Source organism: Vibrio tubiashii (assembly GCF_028551255.1).
GTDB classification, from domain to species: domain Bacteria; phylum Pseudomonadota; class Gammaproteobacteria; order Enterobacterales; family Vibrionaceae; genus Vibrio; species Vibrio tubiashii_B.
Window position 1 is genome coordinate 2,600,865 of record NZ_CP117029.1, and the last position, 21,389, is coordinate 2,622,253.

Sequence of the window (21,389 nt, forward strand, 5' to 3'; positions counted from 1 at the left end):
TACTGGCGTCCTAGAAAGTATCAAACACTGAAAGTGATAAATCGCTACTTAAAATGCAATAAGTGACGCAAATACCCAAAATTCGATGTTTTAACTAGGCCTGAGTCATCTTATCGATACTTAACTCAAAAGCAGCAAGCTGTTTAGCTACTTTACCGACATCACCCGCGCCCTGAGTTAGTACTAAGTCACCATCTTGTAAAACATTAGCGAGAACTGAAGGTAACGCCTTGCTTTCAGGGACAAAAATTGGATCAAGCTTGCCACGACTGCGAATCGTACGGCATAGAGCCCGACCATCTGCCCCGGCAATTGGTTTCTCACCTGCCGAATAAACATCGAGCATGATCAGAACATCCACTTGCTCTAGAACATTGGCGAAATCATCGTAAAGATCGCGCGTTCGGCTATAGCGGTGAGGTTGGAAGATCATCACTAGACGCTTATCTTTCCAACCATTGCGTGCTGCTTGAATGGTCACATCGACTTCTGTCGGGTGGTGTCCGTAGTCATCAACCAACATTGCCTGACCATTACCCGTGTCAAACTCACCCAGATGGTCAAATCGACGGCCTGTGCCTTGTGTGCCCGCCATCGCATTCAAAATCGCTTCGTCTGCAATATCATCTTCGGTCGCAACCGCAATCGCAGCTGAAGCATTCAAGGCATTGTGGCGACCCGGAATATTGAGCGTAATATCGAGGTCTGCTTTGCCTTGACGGATAACCGTGAACTTACCTTGCTGACCTTCTTGACGGTAGTTATCAATGCGTACATCCGCGTCTTCAGAGAAACCATAGGTAATCACTTGGCGACTGATCTTCGGCACCAATTCTCGTACAACAGGATCGTCAATACAAACAATCGCTTGGCCGTAAAATGGCAGATTATGTAAGAAATCGATGAAAGTTTGCTTTAAGGTCTCGAAATCCCCACCATAAGTATCCATATGATCCGCTTCGATATTAGTTACGATGCTCACCATAGGTTGAAGGTGTAAGAAGGACGCGTCGCTCTCGTCTGCTTCCGCAATCAAGATACGGCTAGAACCTAAGCGCGCATTGGTACCTGCACTCTTAACCAATCCGCCGTTGACGAAGGTTGGATCGAGACCAGCTTCTGAGTAGATCTGAGTAACTAGCGCTGTGGTCGTTGTTTTACCATGCGTACCCGCAACGGCAATGCCGTGGCGGAATCGCATCAACTCTGCCAACATCTCTGCACGGCGCACCACCGGAATACGCGCTGCTCGCGCGGCAATAATCTCAGGGTTCTCTTCATTAATCGCGGTGGAAACCACCACTACGCTCGCTTTAGCAACGTTCTCTTCTGCGTGGCCGATATAGACAGTGGCACCTTTTTGCGTTAAACGCTCTGTCACTGGGTTTTCAGCGATATCTGAACCTGAGATTTGGTAGCCTTCGTTAAGCAGCACTTCGGCAATACCACTCATCCCTGCCCCACCAATGCCGATAAAGTGAATACATTTCACGCGGCGCATCTCTGGCACCATAGCGCGAATTTGAGCTAAATCTTGAGTATGTTGAATTGTCATAAATCTTCTCGTTATTTCGTCAATGCAACAATGGCTTCAGCCACCACTTTATCTGCATCTAACTTAGCAGCCCTACGAGCCTCGCTCGCCATAGCCTTTAGTTTGCTTCGATCCAGTGCCTTAATCTCAGACACTAGCTTGTCAACCGTCAGTTCAGGCTGCTCAATCATTTTTGCTGCGCCACATTCTACTAAGTGGTCAGCATTTAAAGCTTGTTGTCGGTCTTTATGCATAAATGGGATAAAGATTGCACCTACCCCAGCAGCAGAGACCTCTGATACCGTTAACGCACCTGAGCGGCAAACCAGTAAATCTGCCCAGTCATACGCCTTGGCGACATCGTCAATAAACTCTGTTACTTGTGCATTTTGCACATTATTTGCTTGGTATGCCTGCGTCACTTCATCGCGGTTGTTCTTACCCGCTTGGTGGCGAATCTCAAACTCATCGCCTAGCTTAGCCATTACATCAGGTAAGGTGCGGTTAAGTATTTGTGCGCCTTGGCTGCCACCCATGACTAGAATACGAACTTTGCCATCACGCTCAGCCATGCGTTGCTCAGGCTCGCTAATTGCAACCACATCTTCTCTCACTGGATTGCCAACAACCTCAGCATTAGGAAATGCGCCTGGGAACGCTTGAAAAACCTTCTTGGCAATCTTAGACAACCACTGATTAGTTAAACCCGCGACAGCATTCTGCTCATGCAACACCACAGGAATACCCAGTAGCCAAGCAGCAATGCCACCCGGCCCGCTAACGTAGCCGCCCATTCCTAGCACAGCATCTGGCTGCCAACGCTTCATATGCGCCCTAGCCTGCATAATTGCATTTAGGATCTGAAAGGGTGCTTTAATCAAGCGAGCAATACCTTGACCTCGTAGACCTTTTACCTTGATAAAGTCGATCTCAATGCCATGTTTGGGCACTAGGTCGGCTTCCATTCTGTCTGCGGTGCCTAACCAGCGGATCTCCCACCCTTGAGATTGAAGTTGTTTAGCAACCGCAAGACCTGGGAATACGTGACCGCCTGTACCACCAGCCATCACCATTAATCGTTTATTCTTTTTCATCGTTATCTGTGTTTTGTTGTGTTTCTGCACTGGCTATACGGCATTCATAATCAATGCGCAGCAATATCGATACAGCGACTGACATAATGATCAAACTTGAACCACCATAACTGATCAGTGGTAGTGTTAAACCTTTGGTTGGCACCATACCTGCCGCAGCGCCTACATTCACTAAGGTTTGAAAAGCAAACCAAATACCTATACCAAATGCCAAGTAACCGCCAAACAACTGGTTGTTATCAAAAGCTTTGCGACCAATAAATATCGCTTTCAGCACCAAGCTAAAAATCAGCATCAAGACTAAAACCACACCCACATAGCCCAACTCTTCGGCCAAAACAGCGAATACAAAGTCAGTATGTGCTTCAGGAAGATACTCTAGTTTTTGGATTGAGTTACCAAGACCTTGACCAAACCACTCACCGCGACCAAACGCCATTAAAGATTGGGTTAGCTGGTAGCCACTGCCGAACGGGTCTTCCCACGGGTCGAGGAATGAGGTGACGCGGCGCATACGATAAGGCTCGATGTAAATCAGAGTGGCAACCGAGAGTAGCCCAACCACCATCAAAGCCAGAAACTGAGTGAGTTTAGCGCCGGCAATAAACAGCATGCCAAACAGAGTCACCAACATTACGACCACTGTACCTAAGTCTGGTTGCAGTAGCAGTAAACTGGCTAAGGTAGCAAAAACAATAATAGGTTTAATAAAGCCACCGAAAAAGCTCGACCTCACTTCTTCATTTTTACGTACCAGATAACCGGACATAAAGATAAACAGTGATAGTTTGGCCACTTCAGCGGGTTGTAAGTTAAACAAGCCAAGGGGTATCCAACGTGACGCCCCATTTACTGACTTACCCGCCACCAGCACGACGAAGAGCAGAAATATCGATAGCAGCAACAACCAAGTGCTGTATTGCGCCCACCGCTTAGTCGGCACTTGTAGAATTACCGCAGACGTCGACAATGCCAAAACCAGAAAGATGGCGTGGCGGAACATAAAGTGGAACGGTTGCTCCGTTAGCCGTGAGCTAATTGGGAAAGAAGCAGAAGTCACCATCACTAAGCCTGTTAGCATTAGGCCTAATGAAATCCATACCAATTGACGGTCATACAAAGCCTCAGGTGAAGCTGAAGTCACCCAACGTTTAATACTGCCAAAGACGTTTTGAATCTGCATATATCTCGGTGAATTTAAGCGTAAGCTTTTGCAAGCTCGGTGAAGGCATCTCCGCGAGCCATAAAGTTATTAAACTGATCAAAGCTCGCACAAGCAGGTGATAATAGCACCATATCACCGGATGAAACTTGAGTGGCAACCCATTTGATGATTTCGTGCATGGTATCAAAACGTTTCGCACTACTGTGTAGCGGCATAAACTGTTCGCCATCTTCACCAAAGCAGCACAGCTGTACGTTGAGCGACTTTAAAATCGGGGCAAGTTCAGAGAAATCAGCACCTTTACCGACACCACCAACCAGCAAGTAGAGTTTACCTTCAAGCTCTAATCCTGCTAACGCTGCCATAGTGCTAGCAACATTGGTCGCCTTAGAATCATTGACCCACTTAACACCTTGATTATCGGCAACAACCTGGCATCTGTGTGTCAAACCGTTGTAAGACTTAAGTGCAGATAGCCCTTTCGCCACATCGACTCCAGCTTCGGTCAATAGGGCTAATACCACTAAAGCATTGGCGACGTTATGTCGACCAACTAAGGAAAGATCACCACTCGCACAAATAGGCTTGCCATCGATGGCTAAATATTCCGTATTGTCTTGATCGAGTAGCGAGAAGCGCGTCGCTTGGTTAAGACTAAACTCGACTAAATTACTGGCCTGTTCAGGATAGGTTGCTCGGTCATCAGCATTCACAATACAAGCACTAGCATGCTCGAAAATACGCAGCTTAGCTTGACGGTAATCCTCCATCCCTTGGTAGCGATCCATGTGGTCTTCGGAAAGATTAAGGAAAGCCGCCGCTTTCGGAGCGAGAGATGAGGTGGTTTCAAGTTGGAAGCTCGAAAGCTCCAATACATAAAGGTCAGCGTCTTGCCTTAGCAAATCTAAAGCAGGCACACCAATATTGCCGCCAACTCCAACCTTTAAACCTGTCGCTTGAGCCACTTGACCTGTCCAATCAGTCACGGTGCTTTTACCGTTTGATCCAGTAATCGCAATCACTGGCTTGTTGACTTGCCAAGCAAACAGTTCGATATCACCAACAACTGGAATCTTGGCATTAATGACTTGCTCAATCTCAGGTAGCGCAAGCGCTATACCTGGATTAGTCACTACCAAATCCGCCGCCATCAACCACGCTTGATTCCAGCCCCCTGAGTGCAGTTCAACACCATCAGGTAGAGCGTCACTGCCCGGAGGATTATCTCGGGTGTCGATAACGCGAATATCAAGTGTTTTAGGTAATTCTTGCAAGTGTTTAACGACAGAGAGCCCGGTAATACCGAGCCCTACAACCACCACTTTATCAATACCTTGCCAGCGGTCAATGGTCATTGTGTATGATTTCCTTATCGAACTTTAAGAGTCGCTAGACCAATAAGAACGAGAACAATAGAGATGATCCAAAAACGTACAATCACTCGTGGTTCCGGCCAGCCTTTTAGCTCATAGTGGTGATGGATCGGCGCCATACGGAAGATACGTTGACCACGTAGTTTGTATGAACCAACCTGAAGAATCACAGACAGAGTTTCCATAACAAAAACACCGCCCATAATAACCAAGACAAACTCTTGACGAACCAGTACCGCAATAGTGCCTAGTGCACCGCCTAAGGCTAGTGAACCCACATCGCCCATAAACACTTGAGCTGGGTAGGTGTTAAACCATAAGAACCCTAATCCGGCGCCAACAATTGCGGTACAAACGACCACCAATTCAGAGGCTTGCGGAATGTGTGGAATATGCAGGTAGTTAGCAAAGTTCACGTTACCTGTCGCCCACGCAATAGCGGCGAAACCTGCGGAAACCAGTACAGTCGGCATAATCGCCAGCCCGTCGAGACCATCGGTTAAGTTTACTGCGTTACTGGTACCCACGATAACAAAATAGGTAAGAACGATGTACATCAGCCCAAGTTGAGGCATCACTTCTTTAAAGAAAGGCACCACTAACTGTGTCGCGGCGGTATCTTTACCGTGAGCGTATAGAGCAAAGGCTACCACTAGCGCAATCGCCGATTGCCAAAAATACTTCCAACGGGCAATCAATCCATCGGTATTCTTGCGCACCACTTTGCGATAATCATCGACAAAACCAATCGCCCCATAGCCAAGCAGTACCGCAAGCACAGCCCAAACATAAGGGTTCGACAAATCAGCCCAAAGTAGTACCGTCGTCACGATGGCAGTCAAAATCATGATACCGCCCATAGTCGGTGTACCACGTTTGCTGAAGTGAGACTCTGGCCCTTCGTTACGCACAACCTGACCAATTTGCAGCAGTTGCAAACGCCTGATCATAATCGGGCCCATCCAGAGTGAAATGCCTAGTGCAGTTAACACACTGACAATCGCACGGAACGACAGGTATTCGAATAATCGGAAGAATGAAAAATATGGCTGTAGCAGCTCAGCAAGCCAAATAATCATGTATACATCTCCTTGACAGCAGTAGCAATTTTGCTCATTCCTGCACTATTAGCCCCTTTGACTAACAGTGTTTGAGCTTGTTGACTCTGTTCAATCTGCTGTTTTATATAATCAATCATGCTTTGGTGATCTTCAAAATGAATCCCACCACACTCTTCACTGATCGCTTTTGCGTCAGCGCCATAAGTAAGCACGTGTTCAAATTTGAATGGGGCAGCATGTTCCCCGACTTGACGATGAAGTGCAAGACTTTCATCACCTAACTCGGCCATATTACCCAAAATTAACCAACGTTCTCCGCTAAAGCCTGAAAGGAGGTCCGCAGCCGCTTTCATAGCAGGTACGCTGGCATTGTAGCTATCGTCGATAAGCTTGACCGTCTCACTTAACTCAACTAACTCGACACGGCCTTTGACTTTGCCAAGTTGAGCCAATCCGCTTTTAACCATCTCAAGTGATGCACCTAACTCTAACGCGAGTGCGGTTGCAGATAGCGCATTGGATACATTGTGCTGACCAATGATGCCCAGCTTAACTTCAACACTGCCAATCGGGGCCACAAGCGTAAACTTCGCTTCACCCATTTCATTGAGTAAGATGTTGCTGGCAAAGTAGTCCGCAGAAGCGTCATTAACCGAGAAAGTCTTAATGGTTTTGTCTGCTAATACAGCTTGCCAATAGTCACCACCGTGACTATCAAGGTTAACAATCGCAACAGAACCCGCTTTTAAACCTTGGTAGATTTCACCTTTAGCTTGCTTTACCCCATCCATCGAGCCAAAGCCCTCAAGGTGAGCAGCGGCAACATTATTAACCAGTGCGACATCAGGCTGAACCAGTTGGGTGGTGTAGGCAATTTCACCAATATGATTTGCCCCCATCTCAATCACAGCAAAATCATCTTCTGGCGTTGAGCGTAGCAAGGTCAGCGGAACACCAATATCGTTATTGAAGTTTCCAGCCGTGAATAACACGCGGCCTTTCTGCTCCATAATACTGGCAACCATCTCTTTTACTGTGGTCTTGCCGCAGCTCCCTGTAATCGCAACGGTAGGTGTTGAGCAAGTGTGGTGCACCAAAGAACCAAGCTGACCAAGAGCAAGCTTAGTATCTTTAACTAACAGTTGAGGGACATCAGCTTCAACAACGCGACTCACCAATAGAGCTCCCGCACCTGATTCCACTGCCTGATCAGCAAAATCGTGTGCATCAAATCGCTCGCCAACTAACGCAATAAACAATGCGCCAGTTTCGATGGCGCGTGTATCGGTTGATACTGAATTTATCACTAAATCATTACCGATCAGTTCAGCGCCTAGCGATTCAGCAATCTGGCTTAACATTAAAGAAATCATGCATTGTTCTCCAACAGTTGCTGTGCTGATTCACGATCCGAGTAGTGAACCGTTTCGTTAGCCATTACTTGATAATCTTCATGACCCTTACCCGCAAGTAAAATGATGTCGTCAGACAGACTATTCTCTAAAGCGTGTTTCAGCGCATCAAACCGGCTGTGCTGTACGATTGCGCTGTCAGGATTAGTCATGCCTGCGAGCATATCTTGGACAATCTTTTGCGGTGATTCACTGCGAGGGTTGTCATCGGTAAGAATGACATGATCCGCCAAGCGCTCACCAATTTCCGCCATCATCGGGCGCTTACCGGTATCGCGATCACCGCCACAACCAAAGATAGCCCAAAGCTTACCTTGGCAGTGAACTCGAAGTGCTTGCAGGGCTTTTTCTAGTGCATCTGGTGTGTGAGCGTAATCGACCACAACCTTAGCTTTTTCCTTGGCCGCAAACAGCTCCATACGACCAATTACAGGCTTTAGCGAACTTGCCGTTGCAATCAGCTCTTGCTTATCAATACCAAGACAAAGCAAAGTCACCATAGCGAGTAAGACATTATTGGCATTGAATTCCCCAATAAGAGGAACGCTAATCGTACCCGGGCCAAATGCGCCGGCAAAATCGAGGGTAATACCCGATTCAGAGTAACTCACCTGCTCCGCCCACACTGCACGTGAGTGCTCACTCGGCTTAAGGGTAACCGCAATCGCATTATCTAGGCGATTGAACCACTCCGCCCCAACCGCATCATCAATATTGAGCACCGCTTGCTTGCAGATATGTTGGCTAAATAGCGAGAACTTGGCTTCTGCGTACTCTTCCATCGTACCGTGATAATCTAAGTGATCACGGCTTAAGTTAGAAAAAGCACCAACCTCAAATTCCACGGCTCTAACACGCCCTTGAACCAAACCATGAGAAGAAACTTCTAAAGCGGTATAGTCAGCGCCTTGTTGCTCCAACGAATGTAAGGTTTGAAGAATCTCAATCGCGCTGCCCGTGGTGTTTTTCGCCACTTGAAGATCAGCAAGAAAACCGTTGCCTGTGGTACCCATCACCGCCGCTTTTTTCGCGACAAGATCAAGCCACTGAGCAATTAACTGTGTAATGGTGGTTTTACCATTTGTGCCCGTGACACCAATAAGCTTGTTGTGAGTTAATGGGTATAGACGCTTGGCAAGCGCAGATAAATGCTGCCCTAAGTTGCCAAGATAGATCACTGGAACATCTTCTTGCAGTTCAACCTGACCATGTGGGTGAGACTCACACGCCTCAGCAATAACCGCATTTGCGCCTTGTTCGATAGCGACAGGAATAAAACGTCGCCCATCGACTGTATGCCCTTTTACCGCCACAAAGATTGAACCCTGGGAAACGTTTCGGCTATCAAGTTCTAGGCTTTGAACAATCACACTTGCGCTTGAGTGGTCATAGATATCCAACCACGGAGAAAGTAACACGGCTAAGGTCAGTTCCTTCGACATAGTAAACTCACTTAATCTTGTTTAAATCTGTTCTCATCAGGGGCTACGTTGAGAATTTGCAACGTGCCCTTCAAAATTTCAGCAAAGACAGGTCCTGCCACTGAACCACCATAGTAGTTATCACCTTGTGGCTCATTGACTACCACCACTAGCGCGACCCTTGGGTCGCTCGCCGGAGCAACACCTGCGGTATAGGCGAAGTACTCGTCACCATAGCCACCAGCAATCGCTTTACGCGATGTACCCGTTTTCGCCGCAACTCGGTAGCCCGGTACTGCAGCCTTAGTCGCAGTACCACCCGGTTGCGTTACTGTCTCAAGCATGTTGAGCACTTTTTGCGCGTTGTCGTGGTCAATAACCTGCTTAGATAAATCTTGCTGATTGTTTTCGATGATATGAATCGGCTGATACTCACCAAGGTTACCTAGTGTCGCGTAGGCGTGAGCAAGCTGAAGAGGAGTAATGGTCAATCCGTAGCCGAACGACAGTGTGGCTATTTCAAACTTCGACCAACGGCGACGGTTAGGGAAAATACCCTGTGTTTCACCGACGAGGTTCAGACCGGAAACTTCACCAAAGCCGACAGAGCTATACATACCTAGCAAAGCTTCAAGCGGCATATCGAGGGCAAGTTTCGCCACCCCAATGTTACTCGACTTCTTCAAAATGGTTGTTAGATCAGCTTTGCCAACTTTGGACGTGTCACGTACGCGGCTTCCGCCAATTTGCATAATGCCGTTGCCAGTATCAATCACCGTCGCATCATCAGCAACACCATTTTCTAACGCAGCTAAAACAACAAAAGGTTTCACCGTTGAACCCGGCTCAAATGCATCGGTAATCACTCGGTTACGCATTTTTGCTGATTGAAGATCTGAGCGGTTGTTGGGGTTGTATGAAGGAGCATTGACCATCGCGAGCACTGCGCCTGTTTTTACATCCAGAATTACCGCAGAGCCTGACGTCGCTCGATAGTCCGCCACCGCTTGCTTTATCGCGCGGTAAGCAATCGCCTGAATACGCTGGTCAATGGTCAGCTCTAATGGTTTGCCTTCTTCACGCTCTTCAAGAGAGATGTTTTCCACCACGCGACCATAGCGATCTTTACGTATAATTCGTTTACCCGCTTCGCCCGTGAGCCACTTATCGTAACTGCGCTCAACACCTTCAAGGCCGTGGCCATCAATTCCTGTCACCCCAACTAAGTGAGCACTAACTTCACCGGCTGGATAGTAACGTCTCGATTCAGCTTTAAGACCAACGCCAGATAGCTTTAACTCGCGAATATAGTGCGCCATAGCAGGGCTTACTTGACGCTGTAGATAGATAAATCGCTTGCTCTTGTTGCGGTTTATTTTATCGATTAGGCCTTGGCGCTTAAGACCAAGAACATCAGCAAGAGCATGCCAACGGTCGACGTCGACTAGCCCACCCGCTTTAAAGATAGCAACCGGGTCAGCCCAAACCGCTTCGACCGGAACACTGACTGCTAGAGGCTCGCCATTACGATCAGAAATAATGCCGCGCGCAGAGTGAAGCGTCTTTGCTCGGATTGAGCGCAGATCACCCTGCTTGATTAAGTTGTCTGGTTCAACGATTTGGATGTAAGCAATACGGCCAGCAAGAGCCGCAAAAGCACAGAAAACAAAAAACAGCACCAAGTAGAAGCGCCAGCGGATTAATGTCGCTGGCGGCTGCTCGGTTTTAGGCTCGACAGGTTTGACTTTTTTGCTCATGGAAGGTTGATGATGACTTCTTTGTCTGAATCTGGGCGCTTCATTTCTAGCTCTGTCTTAGCAACAGCTTGTACGCGGCTATGCTCCGCTAAAGCTGTTTCTTCGATAAGCAAGTTACGCCATTCATTGTCCAATCTTTCACGCTCAACCAGTGCCTGATCTTTTTCGGTTATTGCCTGACGAGTGTGGTGGGTAGTAAAAACCACTCCCATCGCGCTACTAAAGATCAGCACCAAAAGAATCAGTGGCACTCGACCTACACTCAAAAGGTCGAGTGCTATCAGTTTAGCGAGATTAGGAGCAGGCTTACTCATGGGTTATAGTTTTTCGGCTAAGCGAAGTACAGAGCTACGTGAGCGAGCATTCACTTCTACTTCTTGTTTAGAAGGCTTGATCGCTTTACCAACAGGTTTCAAGTTGGCGCTGCCTAACGCTTTAATTTGATCTTCCGTCATAGGAATGCCATGAGGTACTTCTGGCCCTTTACTCTCTTTGCGAATAAAGCGCTTAACCATACGATCTTCTAGCGAGTGGAAGCTGATCACAGATAGGCGACCTTGAGGAGCCAAGATGCTTGCAGCCCCTTTTAGCGCCGTATCAATCTCTTCTAACTCACTATTGATGTAGATTCGGAATGCTTGGAACGCGCGAGTCGCTGGGTGCTTTTTCTCTTTAAAGCTCTTTGGCGCCGCTTCAGAGATTAATTTAGCCAGTTGACCAGTGCGAGTTAGCGGTTTGTTCTCTTCGTTTTCACGGTAAGCCACAATCGCTTTCGCAATACGGCGAGCATGTTTATCTTCACCAAACTCACGAATCACCCAAGTAATATCATCAAGGTCAGCTTCCAATAGCCATTGAGACACAGGAATGCCTGAGGTCGGGTCCATACGCATATCGAGCGGGCCGTCTTTCATAAAGCTAAAACCGCGCTCTGCATCATCTAACTGAGGTGATGACACACCAAGATCAAGCAATACGCCGTCAACTTTACCCACCAAATCGTACTCAGCGGCATATTCAGCCATACCCGAAAACGGGCCATGAATAATGGTAAAACGTGGGTCGTCAATTTTGTTCGCTTCAGCGATGGCTTGTGGATCGCGATCAATACTGTAAAGGCGACCGTTTTCACCGAGCTTAGAGAGAATTGTACGGCTGTGACCACCGCGACCGAATGTACCGTCAATGTAAATGCCGTCTGGTTTTATCGCTAAACCATCGATCGATTCATGAAGGAGTACAGATATGTGTTTGAATGCTTCGGTCATAGTTATCTCATGTGGCTGACGCATTGACGAATTCAGATTCTCCAGTGTACTGATTTAATGGCTTATCGCCACCACTAGCGAGTGAGAACACGTGATTTTGCGCTAAGTTTAATAGTTCGAAAATAAATTTGGTCAATAAAAAGCAAAAAACCCATCATAACAAAGTTACGATGGGTCTCGAATAGGTGGAGCCGACACATAAGCCGGGTTCTGTTCCGCTTGCGCGGCGGTAGCCATTCGTCTAGGCCAGCAATCACTCACTGGCTCAAGCAACCTACCCGCCTCCTTACGCGAGCAACGCAATGTGGAGGCCTATTTGGTCTTGCTTCAGGTGGAGTTTACCCTGCTACGAACTATTACTAGTCGTCCGGTGCGCTCTTACCGCACCCTTTCACCCTTACCTGTTCCCTTACGGGCCATCGGCGGTCTTCTCTCTGCTGCACTTGTCGTGGGCTTGCGCCCCCCAGGCGTTACCTGGCACCTTGCTCTATGAAGCCCGGACTTTCCTCCCCTTTGTCAGTCTCCCGAAGGACGTCAACGTCAGTCTCCTAAAAGGACCTCAACGTCAGTCTCCCGAAGGACATCAACAAAGCAGCGACTACCCAGTCGACTCCGAGGGCGGATTGTATAGAGTTCAGAGAGCAGTGTCTAGCGAGATCACAGATTTGCTGACATGAGGGTGTTAACTGAGTAAAAAGCGTGCAGTTAATTGTCAATAATTGGTCATTCCATAGAGCGACGAAGGAGTGAGTAGGGAATCTCCAACCAAAATAGAGATCCCCAACTCGTTCGTGCCTCACTCTTGAGGATGACGATATGAAGTGACAACTAGTTATCAAACTCGATTGTCATTTCCTGGAGCGACTTAGTCTAGATTCTCCAACCCCCACTTATACAGGGCGTTCTTTTTCAGGTTGTAGATTTCTGCTGCCATAGCTGCCGCTTTCTTTAATGGCAACTCTTTGGTCAAAATGGTCACCGTGCGCTTAACTTCTTCAGGGATAGAATCATCTTCTGCTGCTCGGTAGCCATGGATCAGTAGTGCCATCTCGCCACGTTGCTGGTTAGAGTCCGATTTGACCCATTCAACCAGTTCACCTAGCGGCATACCTTGGATGGTTTCGAAGGTTTTGGTTAGCTCCCGAGCCAATACCACTTCTCTGTCTGGGCCCAAGATTTCAAGCATGTCATCAAGCGAGTCTAAGATACGGTGCGGAGACTCATAGAAGACACAAGTACGCTCAACCTTGGCTATTTCAAGGAATTTATCCTTACGACCTTTGCTTTTAGCCGGTAAGAAACCTTCAAAGCTAAAGCGGTCAGAAGGTAGACCTGAAGCACTTAGTGCGGTGATGACCGCGCAAGCGCCAGGTAACGGAACAACTTTGACTCCCGCCTGACGACATTGAGTCACAAGATGGTAACCTGGATCACTAATTAATGGTGTACCTGCATCAGAAACTAATGCGATCGAGTGCCCAGCTAACAATTTATCGACTAACACTTGCGCTTTTTGCTGTTCATTATGATCATGAAGGGCAAAAGTTTTAGTTTGAATACTGAAGTGAGACAATAGTTTACCAGTATGACGAGTATCTTCAGCAGCAACGAGGTCTACATTGGATAAAACTTCAATCGCTCGTTGAGTTATATCGCCTAAATTACCAATCGGCGTAGGCACGATATAGAGAGTTGGAACCTCAGTTGGTAAGGTTTTGTTATCTGTCATTTGTTTACCATCACTTCAACGATTAATATAGACACAATCTTATACGGAATTAATAAAGAACTCATGGCCATGAATAACCACAAGCGTCTAAGTGTAACACGCTTACTGACTCCTGTAGCACTTGCTGTCACATTGGCAGCGTGTTCTTCTGCTCCTAAGACGCCGCGAAGTGTCGATATTACCCTAGATCCGAATCAATCGGTGCAAACCTACTTAATGCGCGCCGACAGCAGCCAGGGTAGCTTACAAAATGACTGGTTAATCATGGCACTAAAAGCCTCTATTGACTCAGGTGACCTTGTTCAATCTGAACTATTGATCAAGCGTTTAGCTCGCCAGTCTTTAAACGACATGCAGCAAGCCGAATGGCAACTCGCACGTGCCGAACTGCTCGTGACTCAAGGTAACCATGCCGAAGCATTGCAAATTCTCAACTTCAGACCGTCTTGGCAGTTAGGCGAAGACCAATGGCTTAACTACCACCAGTTACGCGCTTCACTGTTTACCAAGCAGGGTGACTTCTTCAACGCGACACGCGAACTCTCTTTGAGTAGTCGATACCTTCCAGAAAGTGAGCAAGCCTTTGTCGCACAGGGGATTTGGAATAACCTAAGTCAGTACTCAGCTTCGCAAATCGAAACGTTAAAACAGCAAGAGTCCGATCCAGTCATCTCTGGTTGGCTTGAGTTAACCGGTCTAACTAAGAGTCTGGCAAGCAATCTTCCACAGCTAAAATCTGGCCTTGAGCAATGGCTTGTAGATAACCCAACTCACCCCGGCGCTATCTACACCCCTCAAGCCGTAACTGACATTATCGCTTTAGAAATCACCAAGCCAGTGAACACGGCCTTGCTGCTACCACTGTCAGGCCAGTTTGCTAAGCAAGCTCAGTTGATTCGTGATGGGTTTATCCTTGAAATGATGAACGATGGTGAGCGCGATGAAAATGCCACACTAACGGTCATTGATACCAACGCTACTTCTATCGAAGAGCTTGAAGCAACATTGGTAGAAAAACAGATTGATTCAGTGGTCGGCCCGCTATTAAAAAGCAACATAGAGAAACTACAGCAAGCGCAAGCTAGCTTTGCCAACCCACTCCCAACGCTGGCACTTAACATTCCAGATGAAGTCGAAGCCGGTAACAACACTTGCTACTTAGCTCTGTCGCCTGAGCAAGAAGTGGCACAAGCGGCTAAGCATTTAGCGCAGCAAGGCTACCAGTATCCGTTAATCCTTGCGCCACAAGGTCGTTTGGGGTCACGAGTTGTCGAAGCGTTCGAGCAAGAGTGGCATAAGCACAGTGAGAATAAGGTTGCAGTAAACCTCTTCGGTGACAAGCGTCAACTCCAACGCGATATCAACAAAGTATTTGGGCTACAAAGTAGCCAACAACACATAGCCCAGATGGAATCACTACTCAACATTCCGTTAGAAAGCCAACCGCGTAGCCGCCGTGATATCGATGCAGTTTACATTGTCGCAAACGGCTCTGAACTTACGTTGATTAAGCCATTTATTGAAGTGGCGATTAACCCTGATACAGTGCCACCTAAACTCTACTCGAACTCACGCAGTAACAGTGGTCGCCAGCAATACGAAGATCTTTCGGGTGTGATGTACAGCGACATTCCACTACTAAATCAACCTGATGCGGCACTCAAAGCTCAAATGGACCAACTTTGGCCAAAAGATTCCAATGCTGAGAAGCGTCTTCAAGCATTGGGAATGGATGCTTACCGTTTAATGGAGCACCTGCCACAAATGAAAGTCGTGCATGATTACACGGTTGATGGCAACACGGGTGTGTTGAGCATTAATGAAGATTGTATCGTGCAACGTGAAATCAGCTGGGCGGAGCACAGTGCTACTCAGTAAACGCGCACAAGGGCAACATTACGAAGCTGCAGCTGAAAAGCATCTTATCAGTTGCGGCTTATCGCCAATTGAGAGAAACTTCCTTATCAAAGGAGGCGAACTCGACCTAATTATGAAAGATGGCGAGACGATCGTTTTTGTCGAAGTTCGCTACCGTAAAAGCCAAACTTATGGACATGCTGCGGAAACAGTGACCGCCAGCAAAATGAACAAGCTCATCAAAACCGCCACGCTGTGGCTGAGCAAAAATGGCTTATCTATCTATTCAACCGATTTTCGCTTTGACTTAGTGGCTATCCATCAGCAAGGCGCGCAAATCGAGTGGATCAAAAACGCAATTACTCAAGGATAATCAATGCTAGATAGCATTAAAGACAGCTTTACTGAAAGTATTCAAATTCAAATCGCAGCAGCCGAAGCGCTCCCTGATGCCATTACCCATGCAGCGCAAGCTATGGTAGCGAGCCTGCTCAACGGCAATAAAATTCTTTGCTGCGGCAACGGTGGCTCATCTTCAAACGCGCAACAGTTTGTTTCTTGTCTTCTCAACCGTTTTGAAACTGAGCGACCAAGCTTACCCGCGATGGCACTGACAGCTGATAACACCACCTTAACCGCAGTGGCAAATGACTACCACTACGAAGAGATATTCTCTAAACAGGTACGCGCTTTTGGTCAAACGGGTGACATCCTACTTGCTATCTCTACCAGTGGTAACAGTAAGAACATCATCAAAGCGATGGAAGCAGCGGTAACCCGAGATATGACCATTATTGCCCTAACTGGTAAAGATGGTGGCGAAATGGCTGGCTTGTTGGGTGAGAATGATGTTGAGATTCGTATTCCATCTCACAGAACCGCAAGAATTCACGAAGTTCATATGGTGACGCTACACTGCTTATGCGATCTTATCGACCAAGTATTGTTCCCAGCGCACGAAGAGTAAGTTATGAAGATGTTTAAAGGCTTATTGCTGTCATTTTTCGCCCTCAGCTTGACCGGTTGTGCAGGTCTGTTTGTCGCAGGTGCGGCAACAACAGCCAGTATTGTGATTGATCCAAGAACAACTCAAGAGATCTGGGACGACAATAACATTGAGTTTGAAATTGCAGGTATCGGCAACAAAGCACCGTTCAGAGGTAACGCACGTATTACTGCTAGCTCTTACAATGGCAGCGTAGTTTTAATGGGGCAAGCGAATACCGAGCAGCTTAAGCGTGAGATTGAAAGTCGCGCCCGTGATATAAAAGGCGTCGAGAACATATATAACCAACTGCGCGTTAAAGCGCCACTCTCTGTTGGCGAGATCAGTCACGACAGTTGGATCACCACTAAGGTTAAATCCGCTTTAATTGCCAACTCTGAATTAAGTGGAACCAAAATTAAGGTCATCACTGAAGATAAAGAAGTCTTCCTACTTGGCTACGTTTCAGATGAACATGCTGAAATAGCGATAGATATCGCCCGCAATACCTCAGGGGTAAAACAGGTGGTAAAAGCATTCCATCAGGGAAGCTAAGCGAATCGCAGATACAAAAAAGCAGCGCTAGGCGCTGCTTTTTTATTATTTAACGACTCTAAGACTCGGTCGACCTTTAGGTCTTGGCGGCTCGTCATCACCCACTGTCGCATCTGCGGTTTCTGGTTCTGGCTCCACCTCTGTCGCAACTGACAATGGTTGAGGCTCGTCAGATACCTCTTCAATGCCTTCTTCCTCGTACTCAGCCATGTAAGCCTCTTCAGGCTCAAACATCGTACCTGCGCCGTTTTCACGTGCGTAGATAGCTTGTACTGCATATAAAGGAACAATCACTGAGTGAGGGCGACCACTAAAGCGAGCATTGAAGGTAATCGCTTCGTTGCCTAACTCTAGATTACCCACCGCTCTCGGAGCGATATTAAGGATAATCTGACCGTCTTGAACAAACTCCAAAGGTACACGTACACCAGGTAGTTCTGCTGCCACGACCAAGTGTGGAGTTAAATCGTTATCCACCAGCCAATCATAGAATGCACGAAGCATGTATGGTCGGCGTGGTGTCATGTTTGCTATATCCATCTTCTCGCCAATTAACGAGCTAGACGCATTTCACGTTCAGCTTCAGTTAGAGAAGCTAGGAATGAATCACGTTCAAATACGCGGTTCATGTAAACTTTTAGTTCTTTAGAACCTGGGCCTACTAACTCGATACCAAGTTGAGGTAGACGCCATAGTAACGGTGCTAAGTAACAGTCAATTAGGCTGAACTCTTCGCTCATGAAATATTCGTACTCAGCAAAAACTGGGCCTAGAGTTAGCAGGTCATTACGTAGTTTGTTACGTGCTGCTTCTGCTTCCTCTGCGTTGCCTTTTACGATTTTCTCAGCAAGCGTGTACCAGTTTTTCTCAATACGGAAGATCATTAGACGGCTGTTACCACGAGCAACTGGGTAAACTGGCATCAATGGTGGATGAGGGAAACGCTCATCTAGGTATTCCATGATGATCTTTGAATCGTAAAGCGCTAGTTCACGGTCTACTAACGTTGGTACTGTCTTGTACGGGTTAAGTTCAATAAGCTCCGCAGGTAGATTTGCTTCATCTACGAGTTCTACTTCAACGCTTACACCTTTCTCTGCTAGAACAATACGTACCTGATGGCTATACATATCAGATGCACTTGAAAATAGAGTCATCACAGAACGTTTATTGGCAGCTACAGCCATGGAGCCCTCCAGCACACTTACAAATATAAAAACAATGGAGGCTAAGCCTCCATTGTTAAGTTCAAAAATTGGGAATTAGCACAGTATGATAGCACAATTAGTGCACATCACGCCAATACTCTTTCTTCAGTAGCACAACAACAATCGTGAAGATGACTAGGAAAGCCATTACCCACCAACCTAGCGCATGACGCTCTAGTTTCACTGGGTCACCTGAGTACTCTAAGAAGTTAACCAAATCGCGTACTGCTTGGTCGTACTCTTCATTGTTTAGCTCACCGGTACCATCAGCTTCAATGCCAACCACTTTTGTCACTTCTTTGTCATCTACGACATGAGTTTCAAAAACTGGCTTAGGAATGCCTTGCAGCTCTTCTAGTACATGAGGCATACCAACGCTTGGGAAAACAATGTTGTTAACGCCAAACGGACGGCTTGGGTCCTCATAGAATGAACGTAGGTATGTGTATAGCCAATCCGTACCACGAACACGAGCAACCAGTGTTAGATCTGGCGGTGGAGCACCAAACCATTTCGCTGCTGACTTCTCAGGAATCGAGTTTTCCATCAAGTCACCCACTTTCGCTTCTGGGTCAAAGATTAGATTTTCTTTAAGCAGTTCAACTGGGATACCAATGTCACGAGCGACACGCTCATAACGTTGGTATTGAGCTGAGTGACAGCCGAAACAGTAGTTCATAAACAGTTTCGCACCGTTTTGCAGTGAAGCTTGGTCACTCAGATCATTGTTTGCTTTATCAAGTGGTACGTTCGCACCCGCTGCCATCGCCAATGAAGGCAGCATTGCAAATAAAATTACAATCCATTTTTTCATTTGAATGTCACCCTTTCTGGTAGTGGCTTAGTCGCTTCGTTCTTACTGTAGAAGTACAGCAGTACGAAGAACATGAAGTAAGCTAAGCTGAAGATCTGAGCTAATAGCGTGTATGTTGGTGTTGCTGGTAGCGCACCAAGAATACCCAACGCGATAAAGCTGATCGTGAACTGGATGATATTGAATAAATGGAACTTACTGCGGTAGCGGTAAGAACGTACACGACAACGGTCTAACCAAGGTAGTACAAATAGAACCGCAATCGATGCACCCATCGCGATAACACCTAGTAGCTTATCCGGAACCGCACGTAGAATCGCGTAGAACGGAGTGAAGTACCATACAGGAGCAATGTGCTCAGGTGTTTTCAGTGGGTTTGCTGCTTCAAAGTTAGGTGGCTCAAGGAAGTAACCGCCCATCTCTGGGTTGAAGAACAGCACATAACAGAAGAAGAATAGGAAACCGGCTACACCAACCATATCTTTCACAGTCCCGTACGGGTGGAAAGGAATAGAATCGATGATGTCGTATTTCTTAGTGTAATCGTTATGGAATGGGAACTGAGTCTTGTAGTCATCGCCCATAGTACCTTTAGGTAGCTTAGTTTCGATACCATCAGGGTTGTTTGAACCTACTTCGTGCAGTGCTAGTACGTGAAGAACGATTAGCAGTAATAGAACGATAGGCAGAGCAATTACGTGTAGTGCAAAGAAGCGGTTTAGCGTTGCACCAGAGATAACGTAGTCACCACGAATCCATAGCGTTAGGTCATCACCAATAACAGGAATCGCACCAAATAGAGAAATGATTACCTGTGCACCCCAGTAAGACATCTGTCCCCAAGGAAGCAAGTAGCCCATGAACGCTTCTGCCATCAGCACTAGGAAGATAAGCATACCGAAGATCCACAGTAGCTCACGAGGCTTCTGATATGAACCGTAGATAAGACCGCGGAACATGTGCAGGTAGACAACAACGAAGAAGGCTGACGCACCTGTAGAGTGCATATAACGCAGCAACCAACCGTATTCAACATCACGCATGATGTATTCGATTGAGGCAAAAGCTCCGTCACCAGAAGGAACGTAGTTCATTGTTAACCAGATACCGGTTAGGATTTGGTTAACCAAGACAAGCATCGCTAGCGAGCCAAATAGATACCAGAAGTTAAAGTTCTTTGGCATCGGGTACTCAGAAAGGTGCTTCTTGTACGCATTCATTGCGGGTATGCGTTTTTCTACCCAATCAAGTAGAGCTTGCATTATGCCTCCCCTTCTTCGTCAACACCGATAATAATCTTGGTATCACTTAAGTATTGGTGTTTTGGAACAACTAGGTTTAATGGCGCTGGTACGCCTTGGAAAACACGACCTGCCATGTCGAACTTAGAGCCGTGACACGGACAGAAGAAACCTGATTTAACACCCTGAACTTGCTCATTAAAACTGTCAGGTAAATACGTTGGAGAACAACCAAGGTGTGTACAGATACCTACCGCAACAAAATACTCTGGCTTGATTGAGCGATAAGCATTCTGAGCATAAGTTGGTTGTTGTTCTTCTGCTGAAGATGGGTCACGTAGCTGACCATCGATAGCTTTTAATCCTTCAACTACAGACTGTGCACGACGGACAACCCATACAGGTTTACCACGCCATTCAACACGTACCATTTGCCCTTCTTCAAGTTTACCGATATCAACTTCAACAGGGGCACCTGCAGCTTTGGCTTTTTCACTTGGGTTCCAAGATTTAATAAAAGGAACGGCGACAGCAGCTGCTCCTAAACCACCCACAACGGCTGTTGTAGCGGTTAAGAAACGTCTGCGACCGTTATTTAAAGGCGCATTGCTCATCCAAACATTCTCCCATTTGCTCCTTGTGGATTTATTGTTATTCCGCTTAAAGAGCATGGCTAACAAAATACGAATTTAGTTGTATTTATTTGATGGCAAATGATAAATAAAACCCTACTTTTTGACAAGATAAAGCTACCTTTTTGTAACATTTGTGAAGCGAATCGCCAGTGAGGTCACAAAAGGAGGATAAGTAAGAGAAATCAAATGATAAGTGGCGCTAGGAAAGGATTTTTTTAACGGACAAAAACAAAAAAGCCTGGCGAGAAGCCAGGCTTTTGGTACCACGTTCCAATGTAAA

The 21,389-nt window shown here is 46.8% G+C and carries 20 protein-coding genes and 1 other RNA gene; 4 read left to right on the plus strand and 17 right to left on the minus strand.

What is annotated here, in order from left to right:
• Positions 1-94: 94 nt before the first annotated feature.
• The 12 genes from murC to rsmI form a co-directional block, all read right to left on the minus strand.
• Entirely contained in the window at positions 95-1,555 is a 1,461-nt protein-coding gene (gene murC / locus LYZ37_RS11945; protein ID WP_004744952.1) for a UDP-N-acetylmuramate--L-alanine ligase, read from the minus strand.
• 11 nt (positions 1,556-1,566) lie between these two features.
• On the minus strand, positions 1,567-2,628 hold the full coding sequence (gene murG / locus LYZ37_RS11950) for an undecaprenyldiphospho-muramoylpentapeptide beta-N-acetylglucosaminyltransferase (protein ID WP_272785623.1): 1,062 nt from the start codon (positions 2,626-2,628) through the stop codon (positions 1,567-1,569).
• Positions 2,615-3,811, minus strand: coding sequence for a cell division protein FtsW (gene ftsW / locus LYZ37_RS11955; protein ID WP_272785624.1), 1,197 nt, complete (start codon positions 3,809-3,811; stop codon positions 2,615-2,617). The genes murG and ftsW overlap by 14 nt, the downstream gene beginning before the upstream one ends.
• A gap of 14 nt (positions 3,812-3,825) precedes the next feature.
• Positions 3,826-5,148 carry a UDP-N-acetylmuramoyl-L-alanine--D-glutamate ligase gene (gene murD, locus LYZ37_RS11960; RefSeq protein ID WP_272785625.1) on the minus strand — a complete coding sequence of 441 codons (1,323 nt, stop codon included), beginning with the start codon at positions 5,146-5,148 and terminating at the stop codon, positions 3,826-3,828.
• A 14-nt stretch (positions 5,149-5,162) separates the two neighbouring features.
• Positions 5,163-6,245, minus strand: a complete 1,083-nt coding sequence (mraY, locus tag LYZ37_RS11965; protein WP_069667126.1) for a phospho-N-acetylmuramoyl-pentapeptide-transferase — start codon at positions 6,243-6,245, stop codon at positions 5,163-5,165.
• Positions 6,242-7,600: a UDP-N-acetylmuramoyl-tripeptide--D-alanyl-D-alanine ligase gene (gene murF / locus LYZ37_RS11970; protein ID WP_272785627.1), complete on the minus strand. Its 1,359-nt coding sequence runs from the start codon at positions 7,598-7,600 to the stop codon at positions 6,242-6,244. Before murF ends, mraY begins: the two co-directional genes overlap by 4 nt.
• Positions 7,597-9,081 carry a UDP-N-acetylmuramoyl-L-alanyl-D-glutamate--2,6-diaminopimelate ligase gene (gene murE, locus LYZ37_RS11975; RefSeq protein WP_272785628.1) on the minus strand — a complete coding sequence of 495 codons (1,485 nt, stop codon included), beginning with the start codon at positions 9,079-9,081 and terminating at the stop codon, positions 7,597-7,599. Before murE ends, murF begins: the two co-directional genes overlap by 4 nt.
• Before the next feature lie 11 nt (positions 9,082-9,092).
• The gene (locus tag LYZ37_RS11980) at positions 9,093-10,817 is read right to left on the minus strand and encodes a penicillin-binding transpeptidase domain-containing protein (protein ID WP_272785629.1); all 1,725 of its coding nucleotides are present in this window, start codon (positions 10,815-10,817) and stop codon (positions 9,093-9,095) included.
• Positions 10,814-11,131 (minus strand): cell division protein FtsL, encoded by a 318-nt coding sequence (ftsL, locus tag LYZ37_RS11985; RefSeq protein WP_239825166.1) that lies wholly within the window; start codon positions 11,129-11,131, stop codon positions 10,814-10,816. Before ftsL ends, LYZ37_RS11980 begins: the two co-directional genes overlap by 4 nt.
• 3 nt (positions 11,132-11,134) lie before the next feature.
• Positions 11,135-12,085 carry a 16S rRNA (cytosine(1402)-N(4))-methyltransferase RsmH gene (gene rsmH / locus LYZ37_RS11990; protein ID WP_272785630.1) on the minus strand — a complete coding sequence of 317 codons (951 nt, stop codon included), beginning with the start codon at positions 12,083-12,085 and terminating at the stop codon, positions 11,135-11,137.
• 183 nt (positions 12,086-12,268) lie between these two features.
• Positions 12,269-12,699, minus strand: an RNA gene (gene rnpB / locus LYZ37_RS11995) — RNase P RNA component class A.
• 251 nt (positions 12,700-12,950) lie between these two features.
• Positions 12,951-13,814 (minus strand): 16S rRNA (cytidine(1402)-2'-O)-methyltransferase, encoded by an 864-nt coding sequence (rsmI, locus tag LYZ37_RS12000; RefSeq protein WP_272785631.1) that lies wholly within the window; start codon positions 13,812-13,814, stop codon positions 12,951-12,953.
• 63 nt (positions 13,815-13,877) lie between these two features.
• On the opposite strand from rsmI, the gene LYZ37_RS12005 reads away from it, so the two are divergent.
• Genes LYZ37_RS12005 through LYZ37_RS12020 form a run of 4 tightly spaced genes read left to right on the plus strand, consistent with a single transcriptional unit; the run spans position 13,878 to position 17,211 of the window.
• Positions 13,878-15,692, plus strand: coding sequence for a penicillin-binding protein activator (locus LYZ37_RS12005; RefSeq protein WP_272785632.1), 1,815 nt, complete (start codon positions 13,878-13,880; stop codon positions 15,690-15,692).
• Positions 15,634-16,044, plus strand: coding sequence for a YraN family protein (locus LYZ37_RS12010; protein WP_272785633.1), 411 nt, complete (start codon positions 15,634-15,636; stop codon positions 16,042-16,044). The genes LYZ37_RS12005 and LYZ37_RS12010 overlap by 59 nt, the downstream gene beginning before the upstream one ends.
• Positions 16,045-16,047: 3 nt before the next feature.
• Positions 16,048-16,638 (plus strand): phosphoheptose isomerase, encoded by a 591-nt coding sequence (locus tag LYZ37_RS12015; protein WP_004744965.1) that lies wholly within the window; start codon positions 16,048-16,050, stop codon positions 16,636-16,638.
• 3 nt (positions 16,639-16,641) lie between these two features.
• Positions 16,642-17,211 (plus strand): BON domain-containing protein, encoded by a 570-nt coding sequence (locus tag LYZ37_RS12020; RefSeq protein WP_171323076.1) that lies wholly within the window; start codon positions 16,642-16,644, stop codon positions 17,209-17,211.
• Positions 17,212-17,256: 45 nt separating this feature from the next.
• Here LYZ37_RS12020 and sspB read toward each other — a convergent pair whose 3' ends face one another.
• From sspB to petA, 5 genes are all read right to left on the minus strand, one after another.
• On the minus strand, positions 17,257-17,751 hold the full coding sequence (gene sspB / locus LYZ37_RS12025) for a ClpXP protease specificity-enhancing factor (RefSeq protein WP_004749088.1): 495 nt from the start codon (positions 17,749-17,751) through the stop codon (positions 17,257-17,259).
• An 11-nt stretch (positions 17,752-17,762) separates the two neighbouring features.
• Positions 17,763-18,398, minus strand: a complete 636-nt coding sequence (sspA, locus tag LYZ37_RS12030; RefSeq protein WP_004744968.1) for a stringent starvation protein SspA — start codon at positions 18,396-18,398, stop codon at positions 17,763-17,765.
• A gap of 97 nt (positions 18,399-18,495) precedes the next feature.
• Positions 18,496-19,233, minus strand: a complete 738-nt coding sequence (locus LYZ37_RS12035; protein WP_272785634.1) for a cytochrome c1 — start codon at positions 19,231-19,233, stop codon at positions 18,496-18,498.
• Positions 19,230-20,495, minus strand: a complete 1,266-nt coding sequence (locus tag LYZ37_RS12040; protein ID WP_004744970.1) for a cytochrome b — start codon at positions 20,493-20,495, stop codon at positions 19,230-19,232. Before LYZ37_RS12040 ends, LYZ37_RS12035 begins: the two co-directional genes overlap by 4 nt.
• Positions 20,495-21,088: a ubiquinol-cytochrome c reductase iron-sulfur subunit gene (gene petA, locus LYZ37_RS12045; RefSeq protein ID WP_004744971.1), complete on the minus strand. Its 594-nt coding sequence runs from the start codon at positions 21,086-21,088 to the stop codon at positions 20,495-20,497. Before petA ends, LYZ37_RS12040 begins: the two co-directional genes overlap by 1 nt.
• Positions 21,089-21,389: the final 301 nt, after the last annotated feature.